Consider the following 20198-nt stretch of genomic DNA (forward strand, 5'->3'; position numbering starts at 1 on the left):
GCACGAAGGGGAATTCAGTGAAGCTCAAGCGCATTGCCGTCGTGGCGGTCGCCGCCGTGGTCGGTCCGACGGTTCTGATGGTCACGCCGGCGATGGCCGACGAGGTCAAGAACCCGGCGGTGACCGCCCCGGACGCGGCGCCGAAGGACGACACGGCGCCGACGCAGGCCGGCCCCGGCCAGGAGAGCCCCTGGGCGCCCACGCTCTCGTTCACGGACGCGCCCCGGGCCGGCTTCGCCGCCGGCTCGGACTGGAGCGAGTTCACGGTCAAGGTGGACAACACCGGCGGCCCGTCGGTCACCGGCTACTCCCTCGAGCTCAGCGTGAGGGGAAGCAACCTGCGCTCCTCGTACTTCGACGTCGAGGTGTTCTACGCCGGTGCCTGGCACAAGGCGGACAGGGCGGCGCTGCCCGGACCCGATGCCCCGGTGTACGACGCCACGCCCGGCCTCACCTACGGCGCGGACTCGGTCACCGACGTCAAGGTGCGGATGCGGGCCAAGGCCGAGGCGCCCGCGGCGGACATCACCGTCGCGGTCACCGGCACGGACAACCGGGACGCCGACTCGAAGGCGGCCTCCTTCGCGTCGAAGATCACGCACGCGCAGACCGGTGACGGCGACGGCACCACGGCCGGGGCGCCCGGGCTGTCCCTCACCGGCCTGCCGGCGAAGGGCTTCACGGCCGGGTCGGACTGGAGCGAGTTCTCCCTGCACGTGGACAACGCGGGCCGCCGGGGCGTCGACGACTACAGCCTCGAAATGGCCATGTGGACGCTCGACACCACGGGCTTCGAGGACGGCGACGCCCAGCTGGAGGTGTACGCACCGGACGCCGGCGGGACCTGGGGCTGGCACGAGATCGACGCCTACGGCTCGGAGGAGGCCTGGAGCTTCTCGCTCGCCGAGGTCGACATCGAGAAGAACGAGGTCTTCGACCTGAAGCTGCGGATGAAGTTCGCCAAGGACGCTCCGGCCACGCGCCTGTCCCTGGACACGACGGCCGAAGGCGGCAGCGCGCCGCGCGTGAAGCACAGCACGACGCTCACGGCCGCCGACCAGCAGGCGGAGCGCCAGGGCCCGAAGCTCGGGCTCGACGGTCTGCCCCAGGGCGGCTTCACGGCCGGCGGCGACTGGCAGCAGCTCGCGCTGCACGTCGACAACTCCGGCAAGGAGGCGATCGACGAGTACACCTTCGTGTTCTTCCTGTTCCCCGACGGCAAGGACGTGCTGTGGGCCAAGCACTTCGACATCGAGGCCTGGAACGGCACGGCGTGGGTTCCCCTCGCGAAGGACCCCCTCGGCCGGGAACCCGGGGCGATCTTCCAGTGGGCCGTCGGCAAGAACGCGAAGTTCGACATACAGCTCCGGGTGCGGGCCACGGCCGACGCCCCGGACAGCCCGATCGTCGTCATCCTGTACGGGGACAGCAACGGCTCCGCGCACCCGGTCGAATCCGACATGGTCGTGAAGCAGACGTCGGTTCACGGGGCGGCCACGGGCGGCGGCTCGGGCAACGGCAACGGCAACGGCAACGGCAACGGTACGGGTTCCGGGACCGGCAACAACGGCGGCAACCAGCCGGCCCCGGACGGCGGCGCCAAGCCGGTCGACACGAAGACCCCCGCCGCCGGCACGAACGGCACGGGTGGCGGTCAGCTGGCGCAGACCGGCGCCGACCCGGCGGCGAGCTGGGCCCTGGGCGCCTCCGGCGTGGCGCTCGCCATGGGCGCCGCGCTCGTGGCGGGCACCGGCCGCCGTCGTCGCCCGACCGCGTAGGTGGCGTACGGCCGGCCCGGGAAACTCCGGGCCGGCCGTCACGCGACCGCACGGGTCGCGGTCCCGGACGCTGACGTACCGGTCACCTCATCCGTGCCCTGTCCCGGACGTCGCGCCGGTCGCGGGGGGAGCGGCGCGGGGTTCTCGAGGGCGGGCAGGGACCAGCTCGCGTCGATGTCGCCGGACTGCGGCCGCAGTCCGAGCTCACGGAGCTGATTGACCGCCATCATGGCGGTGAACATCGCATTCGGGTGGGCGCCGCCGACCCCCAGTCCGGTGACGGCTTCCAGGAAGCGCGTGGTGAACTCGCCGGGCCGCACCCGACCGCTCTGCGCCGTCAACCCGAGAGCCGCTTCCTGGAGTGCGGTGGCCTGCTCCAGCAGCCCGTCCAGGTAGGGCCCCGCCTCAGCGGCTCCGCGCACGGCGAAGGTGTGCCCGTCGGTGAGGAGCGAGGCTTCGCCCTCCTCGAAGAGGAGGGCGACGGCCCCGAGCACGGTCTGGATCTTGAGCTGGTCGGCGTCGGCCATGGGACCGCAGGGTCCGTTGCCCTCGTCGGACAGGTGGACCACGCCGCACTCCCGCAGGTGCACGATCACGTGTCCCGCGCAGTGGCCCTGGCTGCGCAGCACCCGGACCGCGCCGTCGGCGAAGGTCCAGCCGGTGAAGCGGATCGAGCCGATCCGGATCCGCTCCAGCGGGAGCTCCTCGTACATCCGGGTCGTCGGGCCGAAGGGCCGCATCGGGCGGAAGAGCGACACCACCTCGTCGGCCAACAGTGCGGGCTCCGCCGGCAACGGCCCCTGCCCGGCGACGCGTTCGAAGCACCGCGACCAGTACCGGACCGGGTCCCGCATCTGGTCGACGTCGGGGGCGGGGACGTAGTGCTCGACCGGCACGTCCCACGCGTCGGCCGGCAGGTCGTTGTTGCCGATGTGGTCGAGATGGCCGTGCGTGGTCAGCACCAGCGCCCGGGACCAGGGCCCGACCCGGTCGGCCGCCTTCCGCAGCGCCGTGCGGAAGGCCGTGGTGACCCCGGTGTCGATCAGGACCAGGGTCTCGCCGACCCGGTGCACGAGGGCGTTGGCGACGTCCGGTTGGCCGTGCTCGACGTCCAGTTCCTGCCCGAGGACCAGTACGGTCCTGTCGTCGATCTCGATCAGGTCGCCCAGCGCGGTCATGGATCCTCCCGCGGTCTCGTCCGGCCCCGGCTCGCCGGGGCCGGGCGGCGTCGCTACGAGTCCCTCGCGACGAGCGTACGCCGCACCGTACGGGGTGTCCTCAGGAGCCAGAATCCCCGCGCGGCCGACGCCCTCGAGGGCCCCGTCCCAGGTCCTGGGCTCATTCCGGTCGCAACGGAAGGCCCGCGCCCCTCCCGCACCCGAGCGGCGCTCCGGCCCGCGGTCTTGACGCGGCCCCCCGCGGCGTCCAGCCTGGCCGTGACGCGCCTGCCGGTGCTGCCGGTGGCCCCGATGACCGGAGTGGCGGGGGAGGGGCAGGCGGCGTGCGAGAAGCCGGAGGCCCGTCACCGGTTCCTTCCCGCGGCGTCGGTCCGCGGGGTGGTGGGCGGTCGGGTACCGGGCGGGCCGCGCCCGCGGGCGGCCACGTGCACAGTTCGGCCACCGTTCACCGGCACACCACCCTGCCGGGGAGCACCCATTCGGCCTGGGGGGAGACCCTCGTGCCGCCCTGCTCCAACGACCCCGGGAAGACACCGTGACCGAATCGCCCGCCCGCCACCACCGCCGCCATCGACTCGCGCTGGGCCTGGCTCTCGTCGTCGTACCGGCCCTGGCCGTCGGTACCCTGGCAGCCGTCCCCGCCCAGGCCGCTCCGGCCAACGACATCCGCATCAACGAAGTGGTGACCACGGGGGACGTGGACGACTCGATCGAGCTGTACAACAAGGGCACCGCCCCCGTCGACCTGTCGGGCTGGATCCTCAAGGACTCGAGCAGCAGCTCGAAGTACAAGATCGCCTCCGGCACCACGCTGGCCCCGGGCGCGTTCCGTGCCTTCGACGTACACGGCTCCTTCGGCCTGGGCTCCGGGGACAAGGCGCGCCTCTACCTGCCGGACGGCACCACCCTGACCGACACCTTCACCTGGAGCGAGCACTCCGCCCCGTCGTGGTCGCGCTGTGCCGACGGAACGGGCACGTTCAAGGCGGCCCGGGTGACGCTCGGCGCCCCGAACGACTGCGGCTCCCCGGGCGGGGGCACCACACCGGTCGCCTGGCCGGGCAGCGGCTCGGTGGCCACGGCCGACGCGTCGAACGTCTTCGGCGAGGACCTCAGCGGGCTCTACCAGGAGGGCGGCGTGATGTGGGCCGCGCAGAACTCCGGGAAGCTGTGGCGCCTGCTCCCGAACGGCTCCGGCGGGTGGACCCCCGACACGGCCAACGGCTGGTCCTCCGGCAAGACGCTGCGCTTCCCGGGCGGCGGTTCCGGCAGCCCCGACTCCGAGGGCGTCACGCTCACCGGCGCCGGCGCCGCGGGCGGCGTCTTCGTCGCGAGCGAGCGCAACAGCGCTTCCTCGGGCACCAGTCGGCTGTCCGTCCTGCGGTACGACGCGAGCGGGACCGCGTCCACGCTGACCGCCACGAAGGAATGGAACCTGACCGCGAACCTGCCGTCCGTGGGCTCCAACCTCGGTCTCGAGGCAGTCACCTGGGTCCCCGACTCCTACCTGACCGGGGCCGGCTTCAAGGACGCCTCGACCGGCGCGGTGTACGACCCGAGCCGCTACGGGGCCCATTCCGGCGGGGTGTTCTTCGTCGGCGTCGAGGGCACCGGCATGCTCTACGGCTACGTCCTGCAGGACTCGGGCGCCTTCACCCGGGTCGCGGACGTCAACAGCGGCATGGCCGGCGTCATGGAGGTGCAGTGGGAGCCGCAGGCCTCGCGTCTGTGGGCCGTCTGCGACGACACGTGCGACGGGCAGCACCGGACCATGCGGGTGGCCGCGTCCGGGGCCTTCGCCGTCAGCGCGGTCTACAACCGTCCGAGCGGCATGGCCAACCTCAACAACGAGGGCTTCTCGGTGGCCGGTGCCGGTGAGTGCGTCGCCGGCTCCAAGCCCGTCTTCTGGTCCGACGACAGCAACACCGGCGGCCACGCCCTGCGCAGGGGCGCCATCACCTGCTGACGTCAGTCCGCTCAGAACGCCCCCGCGCCGCTCTCTCCATGAGGCGGGCGGGGGCGTCCGCGTTGTCCGGGAGGGCGATCGCGCCGCCGCGGGCCTGCTCGGCCCGCTGCCGCGGACCTGCTCGGCCCGCCGCCGTCGGTGCCCGGCAGCAGCGGGGGATCCGCACGGGGGCCCCGCGCCACGTGAGCCGCGTCTCAACCGGACGAGGGCGCTTGTCTATGCAACGAGTTGCATAGAAGGATCGGGGCATGGCACTCGAGCACGCGATCCTCGTCTCTCTCCTGGAGAAGCCCGGCTCCGGCTATGAGCTGGCCCGGCGGTTCGACCGGTCCATCGGCTACTTCTGGACGGCCACCCACCAGCAGATCTACCGCGTGCTCAAGCGGATGGAGGGCGACGGCTGGGTCGACGTCCTCGAAGTGGCGCAGCGAGCGAGGCCGGACAAGAAGGAGTACTCCGTCGCCCCGCCCGGCCGGACCGCGCTCGCCGCATGGCTCCACGAGCCGATCCAGCCCGACAGCGTCCGGCACGAGCTCGCCGTGAAGATCCGCGGCGCGGCCTTCGACGACCCGGCCGCGCTCATCCGCGAAGTGGAGCGGCACCACCGGGCGCACGCGGACCGGCTCACGCACTATCTGGCGGGCGAGCTGCGCGACTTCACCGGCCCGGACGCTCCCGCGGTGGACGACGCCGGGCGGGAACTCCAGCACGTCGTGCTCCGCGGCGGCATCGCCTACGAGCGGATGCAGCTCGCCTGGCTGGAGGACGTGCGCGCCACGCTCCACCGGCTCGTGGCGCCCTGACCTCCTGGCCCGCCGAGGCCCACCGGCCTCCCGGCGCGACGCCGTGGACCCTCACCCCGTGAGCCCTCGACCCGTCGAGCCCTCGCCCTGTGAGCCCTCACCCCGGGGCGCCGCCGCCCCCCCCGCACCTCACCTCTCCTCTCCTCTCCTCCCTCATCCTCCGACCGGAAGGCGAACGCCCATGAGCGACTCCCTGCTGTTCAACCCGCGCACCTACGACCCCGCGCACTTCGACCCCGAGACCCGCAGGCTGCTGCGCGCCACCGTCGACTGGTTCGAGGACCGGGGCAAGCGCAAGCTGCTGGAGGACTACCGCTCCCGGGCCTGGCTCGCGGACTTCCTGGCGTTCTCCGCGAAGGAAGGGCTGTTCGCCACCTTCCTGACCCCCGCCTCCGCCGCCGGTGAGGACGAGCCGGACAAGCGCTGGGACACCGCGCGGATCGCCGCACTCAACGAGATCTTCGGCTTCTACGGCCTGGACTACTGGTACGCGTGGCAGGTCACGGTCCTCGGCCTCGGCCCGGTCTGGCAGAGCGACAACGCCGGTGCCCGCGGGCGCGCCGCCGAACTCCTCTCCGAGGGCGAGGTGTTCGCGTTCGGCCTGTCTGAGAAGACCCACGGCGCGGACATCTACTCGACCGACATGCTCCTGGAGCCCGACGGTGACGGCGGCTTCCGGGCCACCGGGTCCAAGTACTACATCGGCAACGGCAACGCCGCGGCGCTCGTCTCCGTCTTCGGCCGCCGCACCGACGTCGAGGGCCCCGAGGGCTACGTGTTCTTCGCGGCCGACAGCCGCCACCCCGCGTACGGGCTGGTGAAGAACGTCGTCGACTCGTCCAAGTACGTCAGCGAGTTCCGTCTCACCGACTATCCGGTCACCGCCGCGGACGTCCTGCACACGGGCCGCGCCGCCTTCGACGCCGCCCTCAACACGGTGAACGTCGGCAAGTTCAACCTCTGCACCGCGTCGATCGGCATCTGCGAGCACGCGATGTACGAGGCGGTCACCCACGCCACCGGCCGCATCCTCTACGGCCGCCCCGTCACCGCCTTCCCGCACGTGCGCCGCGAACTGACCGACGCCTACGTCCGGCTCGTCGGAATGAAGCTGTTCAGCGACCGCGCCGTCGACTACTTCCGCTCCGCCGGCCCCGACGACCGCCGCTACCTGCTGTTCAACCCGATGACCAAGATGAAGGTGACCACGGAGGGCGAGAAGGTCATCGACCTGATGTGGGACGTCATCGCGGCCAAGGGCTTCGAGAAGGACACCTACTTCGCGCAGGCGGCCGTCGAGATCCGCGGGCTGCCGAAGCTGGAGGGCACGGTCCACGTCAACCTCGCCCTGATCCTCAAGTTCATGCGCAACCACCTGCTGGAACCGGCCGAGTACGCGCCCGTCCCGACCCGCCTCGACGCGGCCGACGACGCCTTCCTCTTCCACCAGGGCCCCGCCCGCGGTCTGGGCTCCGTACGGTTCCACGACTGGCGCACCGCCTACGACGCGTACGCCTCCGTGCCGAACGTGAGCCGCTTCCGCGAGCAGGCGGACGCCCTCTGCGCGTTTGTCGCCACGGCCGCCCCGGACGAGGCGCAGAGCCGCGACCTCGACCTCCTCCTGGCCGTGGGCCAGCTGTTCGCGCTCGTCGTGCACGGTCAGCTCATCCTGGAGCAGGCGCGCCTGTCGGGCCTGGACGAGGACGTGCTCGACGAACTCTTCGGCGCTCTCGTGCGCGACTTCTCCGCGCACGCGGTCGAGCTCCACGGCAAGGACTCCGCCACCGCCGTGCAGCAGGAATGGGCGCTCGGCGCCGTCCGCCGCGGCGGCCGCGGCCGTGACCTTCTCCGACGAGTTCGACGGGCCTGCCGGAGCCGCCGTCGACGCCGGTAAATGGCAGATCGAGACCGGTGACAACGTCAGCAACCACGAGCGGCAGTACTACACGGCGGGCAACCGCAATGCCGCACTCGACGGGCAGGGCCACCTGGTCATCACCGCCCGCCGCGAGAACCCGGGCGACTACACCTGCTGGTACGGCCGCTGCGAGTACACCTCGGCCCGCCTGAACACCGCCGGCCGTTTCACCCAGACGTACGGACACGTCGAGGCGAGGCTCAAGGTGCCGCGCGGCCAGGGCATGTGGCCCGCCTTCTGGATGCTCGGCGACGACATCGGCCAGGTCGGCTGGCCCAACTCCGGTGAGATCGACGTGATGGAGAACGTCGGCTTCGAACCGTCCACCGTCCACGGCACCCTCCACGGGCCGGGCTACTCCGGCTCCGGGGGCATCGGGGCGGCCTACTCGCTCCCCGGCGGCCAGGCCTTCGCCGACGCCTTCCACACCTTCGCCGTCGACTGGGCCCCTGATTCCGTCAGCTGGTCCGTCGACGGCGTCGTCTACCAGCGGCGGACCCCCGCCGATCTGGGCGGGCGCAGCTGGGCCTTCAACAAGCCGTTCTTCCTGATCCTCAACCTCGCGGTCGGCGGCTACTGGCCCGGCGACCCCGACGGCGGCACGGCCTTCCCGCAGCAGCTGGTGGTCGACCACGTCCGCGTCTCCTCGTCCGACAGCGCCCCCGGCGGCCGGACCGGCCAGATCAGCGGGCTCGCCGGCAAGTGCGTCGACGTGGCCGGGGCGAACCCGGCCAACGGCACCCCGGTCCAGCTCTACGACTGCAACGGCACCGGCGCCCAGCGGTGGACCCTCGGCTCCGACGGAACCGTACGGGCACTCGGCAAGTGCCTCGACGTCGCGAGCGGCGGCACCGCCGACGGCACGCCGGTCCAGCTCTACGACTGCAACGGGACCGGAGCCCAGCGCTGGGCGGTGTCCGGAGCCCGCGACATCGTGAACCCGCAGGCGAACAAGTGCCTCGACGTCGCGGGAGGCAACGCCGCCAACGGAACGCGCCTGCAGCTGTGGACCTGCACCGGGGCGGCCCAGCAGAAGTGGACGGTCCCGGCCGGCTGACCGTGACCGGGGCCCGTTCGGACGCTGCCGGCTGTCAACTGCCGGCTGTCAACTGCCGGCCGTCAGGCGTTGGCTGCCGGGCCACGGCTGACCGTCGACCGCGCGGGCCCCGTGTCACTCCCCGCGCCAGATCCTCCGGTACGCCTCCCGGTAGCCCGGGGGGTCCCAGGACGTGGCGCCGCCGCTGTTCCGCGCCGTCACCACGTGAACGGGCGCCACGTAGCCGTTGGCGGGCCGGTGGGCGAAGGCGCGGTTGAACTCGTCGATGATCTGCCAGCCCTGCTGGGACAGCGGCTCGGGGACGGTGGCGGCCTGGAACCGGCGGCTGTTGATGCGCTGGAAGGCCGAAGGGTCGCCATCGCCCGCGCCGATGTTGAAGGGCGGCCCCGCTCCGGGGCGCCCGGCGGCGCGCAGCGCCGGGGCGGCGTCGGCGAAGTAGAGGTCGTTGATCGCGACGGAGTGGGTCCACCGGTCCCCGAAGCGCGAGACCAGGGAGGAGACCTGCTGCGGCGTGCGCTGACTGGCGTCCGGGATGGGGATGTTCTCGGTCGCGAGCAGCCTCACCCCGGGGCAGTCGGCCAGCCTCTGTTCGATCAGTTCGGACTTGTTGCGGGCGAACGGGATGGAGTCGTCGGTGAAGACGACGGCCCCGGCGTTTCCGTCGGACCCGGCGATGACCCAGTCCGCGCTGATCCTCGCCACCTGCTCCACGTTCGTGGTGACGTTGGTGAAGAGCCGGGGGTTCGTGCTCGGTCCGGGGGAACTGACCGCGTGCCAGCCGATCAGGGGAATCCCCGCGGCCTCCGCCCGGGCCGTCTGCTGCGCCGTGAGCCGTGGATCGAAGCCGCCGATGACGATGCCGGAGGGGCGGAGGGTGACCGCTTGGCTGAGGGCGGCCTGGATGCCCGCCGGGGTCCCGTCCCCGTCGATCACCCGGACCCGCCAGCCGATGGCGGCCGCGGCTTCACGGACCCCCTGGGCCACTCCGGCGACTCCGGGGTTGGTCATGGTCTGGGCGACGTAGACGACGGTCCGGTCCGGCACCGCCGCCGGGCCGGTGGTGGGGCCGGTCCAGGAGAGGTCGGTACGCTCGGCCTGCCCGACGGCCTCCTTCGCCTTCGCGGCCACGGCCGGGCAGCCGGCGCCCGCGGGCGCGGCCGGACTCTGCGACGGGCCGCCTGCGCAGCCCGCGACGAGGGCGGAGACGGCCGCCCACCAGGCCGCGGCCGAGACGACGCCGCTGCGGTTCGGGTACACGGTGCTCCTGGCTGGGGTGGGCTGCGGGCGGGTGGGCTCGGTCAGAGACGGTCGGCGTCCGCCCGTGAGGGCGGCCGGTCGGACGGGTACCGGTCCGCCGTGGCGCGCGTACGCAGCCGCCGCCTGGCGGCGTAGCCGGCCAGGCCGACCGCCAGCAGCAGCGTGGCGCCGTTGAACAGCGGGGTGGCCCAGAACTGGGCGCCGAGCTGGCCGATTCCGGCGAGCCCGACGGCGAGCACACCGACGGCCACGAGCGTTCCGAGCGCGTTGGCGCGGCCGGGCTTGACCGTGGTGGAGCCGAGCAGCGCGCCGACGAAGGCCGGAAGCAGGTAGTCGAGGCCGACGCTCGGGTTGCCGGTCTGCTGCTGCGCGGCGAGCAGGACCCCCGCGATCCCCACGAACAGGCCCGATCCGGCGAAGGCGTAGACGCAGTACCTGCGGGTGGGGATGCCGATGATGCCGGCGGCGCGGGGGTTGGAGCCGATGACGTACAGGTACCGGCCGAACGGCAGCCGTTCCAGCACCACCCACAGGACGGTGACGGCGCCGAGGACGTAGAAGGCGGGCAGCGGCAGACCGAGGAACCGGGCGTCGTAGAGGCCGGTGAAGGAGGGCGGCAGCCCCTCCGGGCCCGGCACGATCCTGCTGCCCTCGGTGAGCCATCCGGTGAAGGCGTACATGATGCTGCCGGTGCCGAGCGTGGCGATGAAGGAGTCGATCCGGGCGAATTCGACGAGGGCGCCGTTCAGGACGCCGACGAGCGCCCCGCCGAGGACGACGATCAGGCAGGCGAGCGGCCAGGGCATCCCCTGCTCCACGATGAAGCGCATCACGAGGACGTGCGCCAGCCCCAGCCCGTAGCCGATGGACAGGTCGAACTTGCCGGTGGTGATGGGGATCGTCGCCCCGAGGGCCAGGAGGGCGGGGATCGACTGGTTGGACAGGATGGAGGAGACGTTGTCCCGGGTGGGGAAGGTGTCCGGCAGGGCGAGGGAGAAGACCAGGAAGAGCAGGACGGTCAGGCCCAGCAGGCCGTAGCTCCCGAGGACGTGCCCGCGCGGGGACCAGCGGGTCACCGGGCCGTCGTGCTTCCGGTGATCGCCGGCATGGCGGACGCGGCGCGGGTGAGCGCGGCGGCCGTCAGGCCGGCACCCGCCGGCTCGGCCGCGACCGAGCCGCGTACGAAGACCAGCGCGCGGTGGCAGAGGTCCGCGACCTCCTCGAAGTCACTGGACACCAGCAGGACCGCCAGGCCCTCGGCGGCCGCTTCGTCGAGCAGCCGGTGGATCGCGGCCTTGGCGCCGACGTCCACGCTGGCGGTCGGCTCCTCGAGGATCAGCAGCCGCAGGCGCCCGCGGAGCGCCCGGCCGAGGACGACCTTCTGCTGATGGCCGCCGGACAGGATGGCGAGGGGCACCTCGCTGTCGCGGGGGCGTACCGAGAACCGTTCGATCAGGGCCTCGGCCTCGAGCCGCTCACCGCGTGGACGGAGCAGGCGCCAGGCCGGTACCCCGGCCGCCCGGGGGTTGGCGAGGAGGTTCTCCCGTACCGTCAGATCCATGGCGCAGCCCTCCTCCTGGCGGTTGGCGGCCACGAGTCCGACTCCCCGGCCGAGAGCGGCGGCCACGCCGCGCGGGCGGTACGGCCGCCCGTCGAGCAGGACCCGCCCGCCGAGCAGCGGCAGCGCGCCGGCGAGGGCGCGGCCCAGATGCATGTGTCCGGCGCCGGTCAGCCCCACCAGGCCGAGGATCTCCCCGTGGGCCAGCTCCAGGCTCACGGCCCCGGTGCGCGGCGTCGTCACGGCGTCGAGCCTCAGCACGGGGGTGCGGCCGGCCGGCACGGCGGCGGCAGCCGCGCGCCGGGCCGGTACGCCGCCCGCGATGTCGCGGACCAGACGGGCGGGGGCGTAGTCCGCGAGCGGCCCTCCGCTGATCAGGCGGCCGTCGCGCAGGACGGCGAACGTGTCGGCGACCCGGTACACCTCGTCGATCCGGTGGCTGACGTAGAGGACGGCGTGCCCCCGGTCGCGCAGTGTGTGCAGGACGTCGAAGAGGCGGGCGCAGTCCGCGGCGGGGAGGGTGGCCGTCGGCTCGTCGAGGACGAAGAGTTCGGCCCGTCGCGCGAGGGCCCGGGCGATGGCCACCAGGGAACGTTCGGCCGGCGCGAGATCCGCGATCCGGGTGTCGGCGTCCAGGTGTCCGGCGACGATCCCCAGGGCCTCGGCGCACTGCTCCCGGGTGCGCCGCCAGGAGATCAGGCCGTGGCGCCTCGGGTAGCCCGTGCCCAGGGCGATGTTCTCGGCGACCGTCATCCACGGGACGAGACCGAGGTCCTGGTGGATGAAGGACATCTTCCCGGAGGCGGCCTCGGACCCGAGCGGGTGCCCGGCCACGGTCACGTCGCCCTCGTCGGCCCGGTGGACCCCGGCGAGCACCTTGATGAGGGTGGACTTCCCGGCGCCGTTGGGGCCGAGGAGGGCCAGCACGCTGCCGCGGTGGAGGTCGAGGCTGACGGCGGTCAGCGCGGCGGTACCGCCGAACCGCTTGCCGAGACCGCGCATCCGCACGAGCGGCTGCGCGCCGGGGCGCGGGGGCGGGCGGCCCGTCGAGGGGTCGGAAGGGTCATGGGCGTCGTGCACGGGACGTCTCCGGGGCCGACCTCGGATCCCCCTCTCGGGAGGCTGGGACAGGCAGGATGCTACGGGGAGTCAAGGGGCAAACCCGTGCATGACGGTGCTCAGGCGGCGTCCAGCGCGCATTCGGCCCAGATGACCTTGCCGTGGGGGGTGTAGCGGGTGCCCCATGCCTGGGCCAGCTGGGCGACGAGGAACAGGCCGCGCCCGCCCTCGTCCGTGGTGGCCGCACGGCGCAGGTGCGGGGCGGTGCTGCTGCCGTCGGAGACCTCGCAGATCAGGGTGCGGTCGTGGATCAGGCGCACCTGGATGGGCTCGGTGCCGTAGCGGATGGCGTTGGTGACCAGCTCGCTCAGCATCAGCTCGACGGCGAACGCGACCTCCTCCAGCCCCCAGTCGGTCAGCCGGCGCGTGGCCGAGGCGCGGATGTCGCCGACCCGTGCGGGATCGGCCGGCAGCTGCCAGGCCGCGATCCGGTCGGCGGCCACGGTACGGGTGCGGGCGACGAGCAGGGCGATGTCGTCGGTGGGGTGCTCGGGCGCCATGGCCTCCATGACCGCCTCGCAGGTCTCCTCGGGACTGCGGTCCGCTCGGGCCAGGGCCTGCCCCAGCCGGCCGAGGACGACGTCGATGTCGCGGTGGCGGTCCTCGACGAGCCCGTCGGTGTAGAGGACGAGGGTGCTGCCCGGGGGCAGTTCCACCTCGGCCGTCTCGAAGGGCAGACCGCCCAGCCCCAGCGGGGGCCCGGCCGGCACGTCGGGGAAGCTCACGCTGCCGTCGGGACGGACCAGGGCCGGCGGCAGGTGGCCGGCCCGGGCCATGGTGCACTGCCGCGTGGTGGGGTCGTAGACGGCGTACAGGCAGGTGGCGCCGACGATGCCGGTGCGGCCCGCGTCCGTCTCGTCGTCCTCCTCCCGGTCCAGGCGCACCAGGAGGTTGTCCAGGTGCGTGAGGAGCTCGTCGGGGGCGAGTTCCAGTTCCGCGAAGTTGCTCGCGGCGGTCCGCAGGCGCCCCATGGTGGCGGCGGCGTGCAGGCCGTGGCCGACGACGTCGCCCACGAGCAGGGCGACCCGGGTCCCGGACAGGGGGATGACGTCGAACCAGTCGCCCCCCACGCCGGATTCGGCGGGCACGTAGCGGTGGGCGACCTCGACGGCGCCCTGTTCGGGCACGCCGCGCGGGAGCAGGCTGCGCTGCAAGGCCAGGGCCAGGGTGTGCTCCCGGGTGTAGCGGCGGGCGTTGTCGACGCACAGGGCGGCGCGGGCCGCGAGTTCCTGGGCCAGCCGGCTGTCGTCGTCCCCGAAGGGAGCGGGCTCCCGCGAGCGGTAGAAGGTCGCGATGCCGAGCAGGACTCCCCGGGCGAGCAGCGGCACGGCGATGAGGGAGTGCACCCCGTGCGCGAAGATCCGTCGGGCGCGCGCGGGGCTCTGGGCGATCCAGTCGGCCGCGGACCTCAGATCGGGTTCCAGGACGGCGTGCCCGCCGGTCAGGCAGCGCATCTGGGGGGTTCCCGCGTGCAGCTCCACCGGGTGCCCGGCCGGGTAGAAGGGGCAGTCGTCGCGGATCCCGTGGAGCACCGTGCGGTGCAGGTCGGTCCCGGGATCGGAGGGCTCCTCGCCGCGCAGCACGGCTCCGGGCAGGTCGACGGTGACGTAGTCGGCCAGGGCGGGGACCGCCGTCTCGGCGAGTTCCCAGGCGGTGCGGCTCACGTCCAGGGTGGTGCCGATGCGGCTGCTGGCCTCGGCCAGCAGCTCCAGGCGGCGCCTTGCCTCGACGGCGTACTTCCCGACCTCCGGTTCGCCCACCAGCACCAGGCCGCGGACCGTGCCGGGGCCGGGCCCGGCGGCTGCGGCGGGCGGTCCGCCGGGCACCGGTCCGCCGGGCGGGGAGCCTGCGGGCAGGGGTCCGGACCGGTCCGGGACGGGCAGGTGGTGGACCGGTGACGGGCCGCCGCTGAGCAGGGCCTCGACGACTATCCCCGCCACTCCGGCGCGGCTGGTGACGGGGCGGCTCAGCAAGGTGGCCTCCCGGCCGTGGGGGAGGAGGACGTCCACGGCCGCGCGCCGGGACGCGGCGATGAGCTCGCTCGCCCTCTCCTTGAGGATCGTCTGGTCGTGCGGATCCAGCGCGAGATCGACCAGCTGGTCCAGCTCGGCCGCGACGGCCGGCCCGGTGTGGCGACCCTCCCCGTCGGACCCGGCCGTCCGTGCGCGCGTCTCGGCATCGAGGTACGTCCGCAGCAGTCCGCGCTCGCGCGCCGAGCTCTGCCCCATGAGCCGCCGCTCGATCGTCTCGGCCGCCCGGCGGACCTGGACGGCCAGGGAGCCGCGCTCGTAGGCGTGCGGGTAGCCGAAGCAGAGCACGCCCACGATGCAGCCGCTGAGCTGGTCGCGGATGGGGACGGCGCAGCAGGCGCTCCGCTGGGAGCGTTCGGCGAAGTGCTCGGCGCCGTAGACCTGGATCAGGTTCCGCTCGGCCAGTGCGAGGCCGATGCCGTTGGTCCCGGCGAAGCGCTCGGCGAAGACGAAGCCGGGCACGCTCTGGATGGGGGGCAGGCTCCGGGCCAGGGAGGGTTCGCCGAAACGGCGTTGCAGTACCGTGCCGTTCGCGTCGGCGACCGAGATGTTCATCTGGCTGCCGGCGAACCGGGACTGGAGCCGGTCGAGCACGGGTCCGGCCGCGCGCACGAGCCGGCTGTCCGGGTCGAAGTCGTCGCGGTAGGGCAGTTCGGTCTGGTCCGGCGAGAGTCCCAGCTGCCGGCAGCGCAGCCACGAGGTCAGGATCGGACCCCGTACCCCGGTCTCGACCGGATCGCCCACCAGGAAGCGCTCACGGGAGCGTGCGGGGCCGATCTGCTCTCCCGTGACCCCCATCTGCATCACTTCCCCTTGGCTGTGTGCCCTGGGCCGTGACGGGATCATCACTGTGGCCCTCGGTCCGCGCGGTGAAGTCGAACCGGTGCGGTTTGAGTATATTCCTGGCTATTTCCCGCTTCACAGGAGCGCAACCGGATTGACCGGCGATCCCGTCCCGCCGGGGACGTCGAGGGGCGTCACGACGATCATGAACGCGTAGCGTCCCGTCGCGGCGCACGCGGTGGACAGCGGCTCCAGGTCCAGGTTGTCCAGCAGGGGCACCCCCATGGCGGCGACGGCGAGGGCGTGGACGGGGGAGTGGATGCCCTCGACCGGGGAGGGCCGTACGTCGCTGTCCCCGTCCGAGCCGAGCAGGCTGATGCCCCGCTCGGCCAGCAGCGGCATCGCGTCCACGTGGAAGCCCGCACTCGCCGCGTCGACGTCCCACGGGCCCAGTTCGCGGCGGCGCCGGAAGCGGCCGGTGCGCAGCAGTACCGCGCACCCCTCGTCGATCCCGGTGCCGAGCGCCCGTTCCGCGGCGATGACGTCACGGGCGCGGACGGCCTGCCCGGGCTCCAGCCAGTCGGTTCCGAGGACGGCGGGCAGGTCGAGGAGCACGCCCTTGGTGACGAGCGGGCCGAGCGCCGCCACCGAGCCGAAGCGGGCGCCGGCGGCGCCGATGACCTCGCGGGCCGGGTGTCCGTCGTAGAGCTGCCCCCGGTAGGCGACGTGGGACAGCGCGTCGAGGTGGGTGACGGCCTTGCCGTGGTAGTCGACGCCGAGGAAGTCCTTGTGGGTCGCCGGTTCAGGGGCCTCCACATCGCCGAGATCCGACATGTAGTGCAGGGCGGGCCGGGCGTTGTCGGGTCCGGGCCGGGTGTTCCAGGGCAACCCCAGGGGAACCGTCGTACCGTCCTGGACCAGGGCGGCCGCCCGCCGTACGTGGTCCGGGGTGACCCGGTTCCAGGCACCCCGGTCGGCCGGCGCCCACCGCCCCCACGTCCGGACGGCGGCGAAGAGGGCGTCGAACTCCTGACGGGAGACCCGGGGAACCTCCGCGGGGCGGGTACTCAGCGGCATGCGGCGCTCCAGACGCGCAGGGGCGGCAGGGCGGCCCGTGGTCTTTCCGCATCCCTACCCGGTTTCGGGCAGTGGCCTGACCCGAGCCCGGAAAGGGTGACCCGATGAGGGGCGGGCGACGGGTGGCGGGTGACGGGCGACGGGTGGCGGTCCGGCGTCCCGGCGAGGCAGTCTGTACTCATGAGAGCGCCTTTGCGCTCGCCCCCGGGACCGGGGCCGGGAGCCGGCGGGCACCACCACGTCCTCTTCGCCCTCGCGGAGTGCATGCCCTTCGCGATCGCCCTGCTGGTGCTCTGCATCGAGCTCACGCCCGCGCACGTCGTGTACACCGGCCCCATGCTGGTCGCGACCCCGGCTCTGGCGGCGGTGACCATGGGGCCCATGGGCACCCTCGCGGCGGCGGGCGTGGCCGTCGGCGTGAGCGTGATCACCGCCACCCACAACCACGCCTGGGGCGGCCAGCAGGTCTACACGAACTTCCTCGCCCTGCTCCTGGTGTCGGTGGCGAGCTTCATCACGAGCCGCGCCGTGGCGGTGCGCCGGGACAGCGAGCTCAACCAGCTCCGCCGGATCGCCGTGGCCGCGCAGGAGGTGCTGCTGCGGCCCGTACCGGCCCGGCTGGGCCCCGTCCGGGCGGCCAGCATGTACCTGGCGGCCGAGAGCGGCGCGCAGATCGGCGGAGATCTCTACGACGCGGTCCAGACGCGGTACGGGGTCCGGATGATCATCGGGGACGTCCGGGGCAAGGGGCTGCCCGCCGTACGCGCCGCCGCGGTCGTGCTCGGCGCCTTCCGGGAGGCCGTCCACTACGAGGACGACCTGGTGGAGGTCATCAGCCACTGCGGAGAGGCCCTGCGCCGGGACGCCGCGATCGTGGGCGCGGGGGCGGACGGAGGCGGCGACGCCCTGCGGGAGGCCTTCGTCACCGCGCTCGTGGTCCAGATCCCGGGGGGCCCGGACGTGGAGGTGATCAACCGGGGCCATCCGCCGCCGCTGCTGCTGTGCGACGGCACGGTACGGACCCTGATGCCCGAGAGCCCGCTGCCGCCGCTCGGCCTCGAGGAGTTCATCATCGGTCCTCCCGGGCGGACGGACCGATACCCGTTCGCACCGGGGGACCGGCTGCTGCTGCACACGGACGGGGTCATCGAGGCCCGCGACGGCGACAACACCTTCTTCGACCTGCCCACGGCCCTGAAGACGATGGGCGGCCACAGCGGGCCGGCGTTCCTGGAGGGCCTGCGCCAGGCCCTGCTCCGCCACACGCAGGGCCGTCTGGCGGACGACGTGGCGATCATCCTCGTGGACCGGCTCGAGGACGAGGCGGGCGCCGGGCAGAGCTGAGCCCTCGCCGGGCCGGGCCGGGGCGTGCCGTGCCCTTCTCTGTCCCGCGCTGTTCTGCCAGTCCTGCCCCGCCCTGTCCCGTCCCGCCGTGCCGCCCTCGTTGTCAGAGGGGCCGGGCAGGATGGCGTCATGACGAACGGAACGACCTGGCTCGCCGCCCCCCAGTCCGTCGCCTTCGGGGGGTACCACGTGGTGCTCGCCCGCGGTCTCTCGCCGGAGGCACTCGCCGACCGCCTCGCCGCGAGCGTGTACGGCGGGGACCATGTCGCGGAGGAGGTCGGGGAGCACACCGCGGACTCCCTGCTGGAGCTCATGGACGACACCTACGGCGACCCCCTCGACGGCATCGGCCTGCGCCTCGGCCGCACCGGGGAGTGGACGTACGCGGTCGCCTACGGAGGCTGGCAGGGCGAGTTCGACACGCTGGCCCCGATATCGCGCGACGGCGCGGACGTCTGCCTGCTGGAGTACGAGGAGGAGAACGGCAAGCCGGTCCCGCCGCAGTTCGCGTACTTCCGCGACGGCCGCGTCCTGAGCGCCTGCAATCTGCACCTGGACGCCTCGTGGGGCTACCAGGGGGTCGAGGGCGACCCCGCGACGGCTGCCCGCCTGCAGGATCTGCTGACCGCCGCGGGGCTGCCGGACCCGGAGCGGGGGCGCGGGGAAGCGCATCGCATCGCGCTGGGCGTCGTGGAAGGGTTCTTCGGGCTCTCGTTGCCGAGGGAGCTGATCGTGAACGGCACTCTGCCGGCCGTCATGCTGACACCCGCCTGAGTCCGTGGACCGGTTCACCCGGCCGGGCCAGGCGAGGGCGGTCGCCCGGCGCGAATGGCCCAGCATCGGCGGACCGGACAGGCAGTACGTCGGAAGAGATGCCTATCGTCGCTGCCAGACACATCGGTTCGCCAAGCGTGTGGAGACGGCATGTCCCATCGAAACCGCTGGATCGCGGGCGCCTGTGTGAGCGCGGTCGCCGCCGGCCTGCTCGTCACAGGGGGCGCCCCCGCCACGCCGTCGCGAGAGGGCCCGGACAGGAGCGCCGGGACCGAGGTCGCGGTGGGCGCCTATCTCCACTACGGCTCGCCCGGCGTCGAGAGGATGCAGGGGCTCTCGCGCTGGCTCGGGGGCACCGACCTGCGCGCCGGGCACACCTACCTGCCCGGCGACACCTGGACGAACATCGAGGGGGCGCCCGACTCCCTGCGCAGCTGGGCACGGTGGCGCAGGGCGAAGGCCGATCGCCTCTTCGTCCTGAACGTACCCATGCTGGAGCGCAACGAGGCCGGCTTCCCCGACGGCCGGGTCGCCGAGCTGATCCGCACCGGCGCGCGCGGCGCGTACGACCACCACTTCCGGCGGCTGGGCAAGCGGCTGGTCGGACTCGGGGTGCCGGACACGGTGATCGTGCTCGGCTGGGAGATGAACGGCTTCAACTACAGCCACCGGTGCCGGCCCGACCCCGAGAACTGGAAGAGGTACTGGCGGCGCATCGTGGCTGCCATGCGCTCCGTGCCGGGACAGCGGTTCCGTTTCGACTTCGCCCCCAACCGCGGTGGTGACGCGATCGCCTGGACCAGGTGCTACCCCGGTGACGACGTGGTCGACATCGTGGGCATGGACTCCTACGACCAGCCTCCCGGCCACACCTTCGACGAGCAGGTCACCCAGCCGTACGGACTCCAGCAGCAGGTCGACTTCGCGAGGGCGCACGGCAAGGCGATCTCGTACCCCGAGTGGGGACTGTTCCGCAACGGCGACAACCCCGAGTACATGCGGCAGATGCTGGCATGGATCGGCGAGCACAGGCCGCTCTACCACAGCATCACCGACTACTGCCCGCACGGCGTGTGGCAGTGCGGCCAGAACCCGCGCTCCACACGGGTGTTCCGGGAGTCCCTGTCGATCCATCCGGACGGCGGCCGGAACTGAGCCGTCCTGCCGCCGACGGTACGGGCGACCCGGAACCGCGACGAGAGCCCCGGCGCCGCGTCCGGTGGCGGTCCGCACGCGCGAACGCCGCGGGGGCGACGGACGCAGCTGTCCGTCCGCTCCCGCGGCGCCGGCCTCAACCGGACGTGCTCAGCTGGCGCCGAGGTGCGCGCCCTTGACCCACTCCGACTCGCCGTCCTTCGCACACGCCGAGGTGTAGACCGGGCCGAACTGCGCCGGGATGGCGGCCGCGGAGGAGCAGTTGGACGAGAAGGCCTTGTGGCCGCCCGAGAAGTAGTCGATGTCGACACCGTCGTTGGCCAGGGCGGCGCCGGCCCCGCCCAGCAGGATGCCGGCGGCGAGGACGGAGGCGGTCACTGCAGAACGAATACGCATGATTC

The 20198-nt window shown here is 73.1% G+C and carries 13 protein-coding genes and 2 pseudogenes; 8 read left to right on the top strand and 7 right to left on the bottom strand.

What is annotated here, in order from left to right; translation table 11 throughout:
- Positions 1-17 precede the first annotated feature (17 nt).
- Positions 18-1778: a hypothetical protein gene (locus ACWF9Z_RS30165; protein WP_453607231.1), complete on the top strand. Its 1761-nt coding sequence runs from the start codon at positions 18-20 to the stop codon at positions 1776-1778.
- 38 nt (positions 1779-1816) lie between these two features.
- Here the strand turns inward: ACWF9Z_RS30165 and ACWF9Z_RS30170 are convergent, their stop codons facing one another.
- On the bottom strand, positions 1817-2956 hold the full coding sequence (locus ACWF9Z_RS30170; protein ID WP_453607234.1) for an MBL fold metallo-hydrolase: 1140 nt from the start codon (positions 2954-2956) through the stop codon (positions 1817-1819).
- A gap of 535 nt (positions 2957-3491) precedes the next feature.
- Here ACWF9Z_RS30170 and ACWF9Z_RS30175 point away from each other — a divergent pair.
- From ACWF9Z_RS30175 to ACWF9Z_RS30190, 4 genes and pseudogenes are all read left to right on the top strand, one after another.
- Positions 3492-4922 carry a lamin tail domain-containing protein gene (locus tag ACWF9Z_RS30175; RefSeq protein ID WP_453607236.1) on the top strand — a complete coding sequence of 477 codons (1431 nt, stop codon included), beginning with the start codon at positions 3492-3494 and terminating at the stop codon, positions 4920-4922.
- A gap of 248 nt (positions 4923-5170) precedes the next feature.
- Positions 5171-5725: a PadR family transcriptional regulator gene (locus ACWF9Z_RS30180; RefSeq protein ID WP_453607238.1), complete on the top strand. Its 555-nt coding sequence runs from the start codon at positions 5171-5173 to the stop codon at positions 5723-5725.
- Between the two features lie 181 nt (positions 5726-5906).
- Positions 5907-7619 carry an acyl-CoA dehydrogenase family protein gene (locus tag ACWF9Z_RS30185; RefSeq protein WP_453607241.1) on the top strand — a complete coding sequence of 571 codons (1713 nt, stop codon included), beginning with the start codon at positions 5907-5909 and terminating at the stop codon, positions 7617-7619.
- Positions 7546-8700: pseudogene (locus tag ACWF9Z_RS30190) on the top strand (lectin); the annotation flags it as partial. The gene ACWF9Z_RS30185 and the pseudogene ACWF9Z_RS30190, both read left to right, overlap by 74 nt.
- A 114-nt stretch (positions 8701-8814) precedes the next feature.
- On the opposite strand, the gene ACWF9Z_RS30195 reads toward ACWF9Z_RS30190, so the two are convergent.
- The 5 genes and pseudogenes from ACWF9Z_RS30195 to ACWF9Z_RS30215 all read right to left on the bottom strand — a co-directional run bounded on the left by ACWF9Z_RS30195 (position 8815) and on the right by ACWF9Z_RS30215 (position 16524).
- Entirely contained in the window at positions 8815-9957 is a 1143-nt protein-coding gene (locus ACWF9Z_RS30195; RefSeq protein ID WP_453607244.1) for a substrate-binding domain-containing protein, read from the bottom strand.
- Positions 9958-9998: 41 nt separating this feature from the next.
- Positions 9999-11085, bottom strand: a pseudogene (locus ACWF9Z_RS30200) (ABC transporter permease); the annotation flags it as partial.
- Entirely contained in the window at positions 11030-12595 is a 1566-nt protein-coding gene (locus tag ACWF9Z_RS30205; protein ID WP_453607247.1) for a sugar ABC transporter ATP-binding protein, read from the bottom strand. The gene ACWF9Z_RS30205 and the pseudogene ACWF9Z_RS30200, both read right to left, overlap by 56 nt.
- Before the next feature lie 98 nt (positions 12596-12693).
- Entirely contained in the window at positions 12694-15462 is a 2769-nt protein-coding gene (locus tag ACWF9Z_RS30210) for a SpoIIE family protein phosphatase (RefSeq protein ID WP_453607294.1), read from the bottom strand.
- Positions 15463-15582: 120 nt separating this feature from the next.
- The gene (locus ACWF9Z_RS30215; protein WP_453607250.1) at positions 15583-16524 is read right to left on the bottom strand and encodes a cyclase family protein; all 942 of its coding nucleotides are present in this window, start codon (positions 16522-16524) and stop codon (positions 15583-15585) included.
- Between the two features lie 180 nt (positions 16525-16704).
- Here ACWF9Z_RS30215 and ACWF9Z_RS30220 point away from each other — a divergent pair, with 180 nt between their 5' ends.
- The 3 genes from ACWF9Z_RS30220 to ACWF9Z_RS30230 all read left to right on the top strand — a co-directional run bounded on the left by ACWF9Z_RS30220 (position 16705) and on the right by ACWF9Z_RS30230 (position 19797).
- Complete coding sequence (locus ACWF9Z_RS30220) at positions 16705-17868, top strand: PP2C family protein-serine/threonine phosphatase (RefSeq protein ID WP_453607253.1); 1164 nt, start codon at positions 16705-16707, stop codon at positions 17866-17868.
- Positions 17869-17997: 129 nt separating this feature from the next.
- Complete coding sequence (locus ACWF9Z_RS30225; protein WP_453607256.1) at positions 17998-18642, top strand: DUF6461 domain-containing protein; 645 nt, start codon at positions 17998-18000, stop codon at positions 18640-18642.
- Between the two features lie 150 nt (positions 18643-18792).
- Positions 18793-19797, top strand: a complete 1005-nt coding sequence (locus ACWF9Z_RS30230; protein WP_453607259.1) for a glycoside hydrolase family 26 protein — start codon at positions 18793-18795, stop codon at positions 19795-19797.
- Positions 19798-19947: 150 nt separating this feature from the next.
- On the opposite strand, the gene ACWF9Z_RS30235 is transcribed toward ACWF9Z_RS30230, so the two are convergent.
- Positions 19948-20193 carry a hypothetical protein gene (locus ACWF9Z_RS30235; RefSeq protein ID WP_453607260.1) on the bottom strand — a complete coding sequence of 82 codons (246 nt, stop codon included), beginning with the start codon at positions 20191-20193 and terminating at the stop codon, positions 19948-19950.
- Positions 20194-20198 lie beyond the last annotated feature (5 nt).

The organism is Streptomyces sp. NPDC054961 (genome assembly GCF_053609145.1).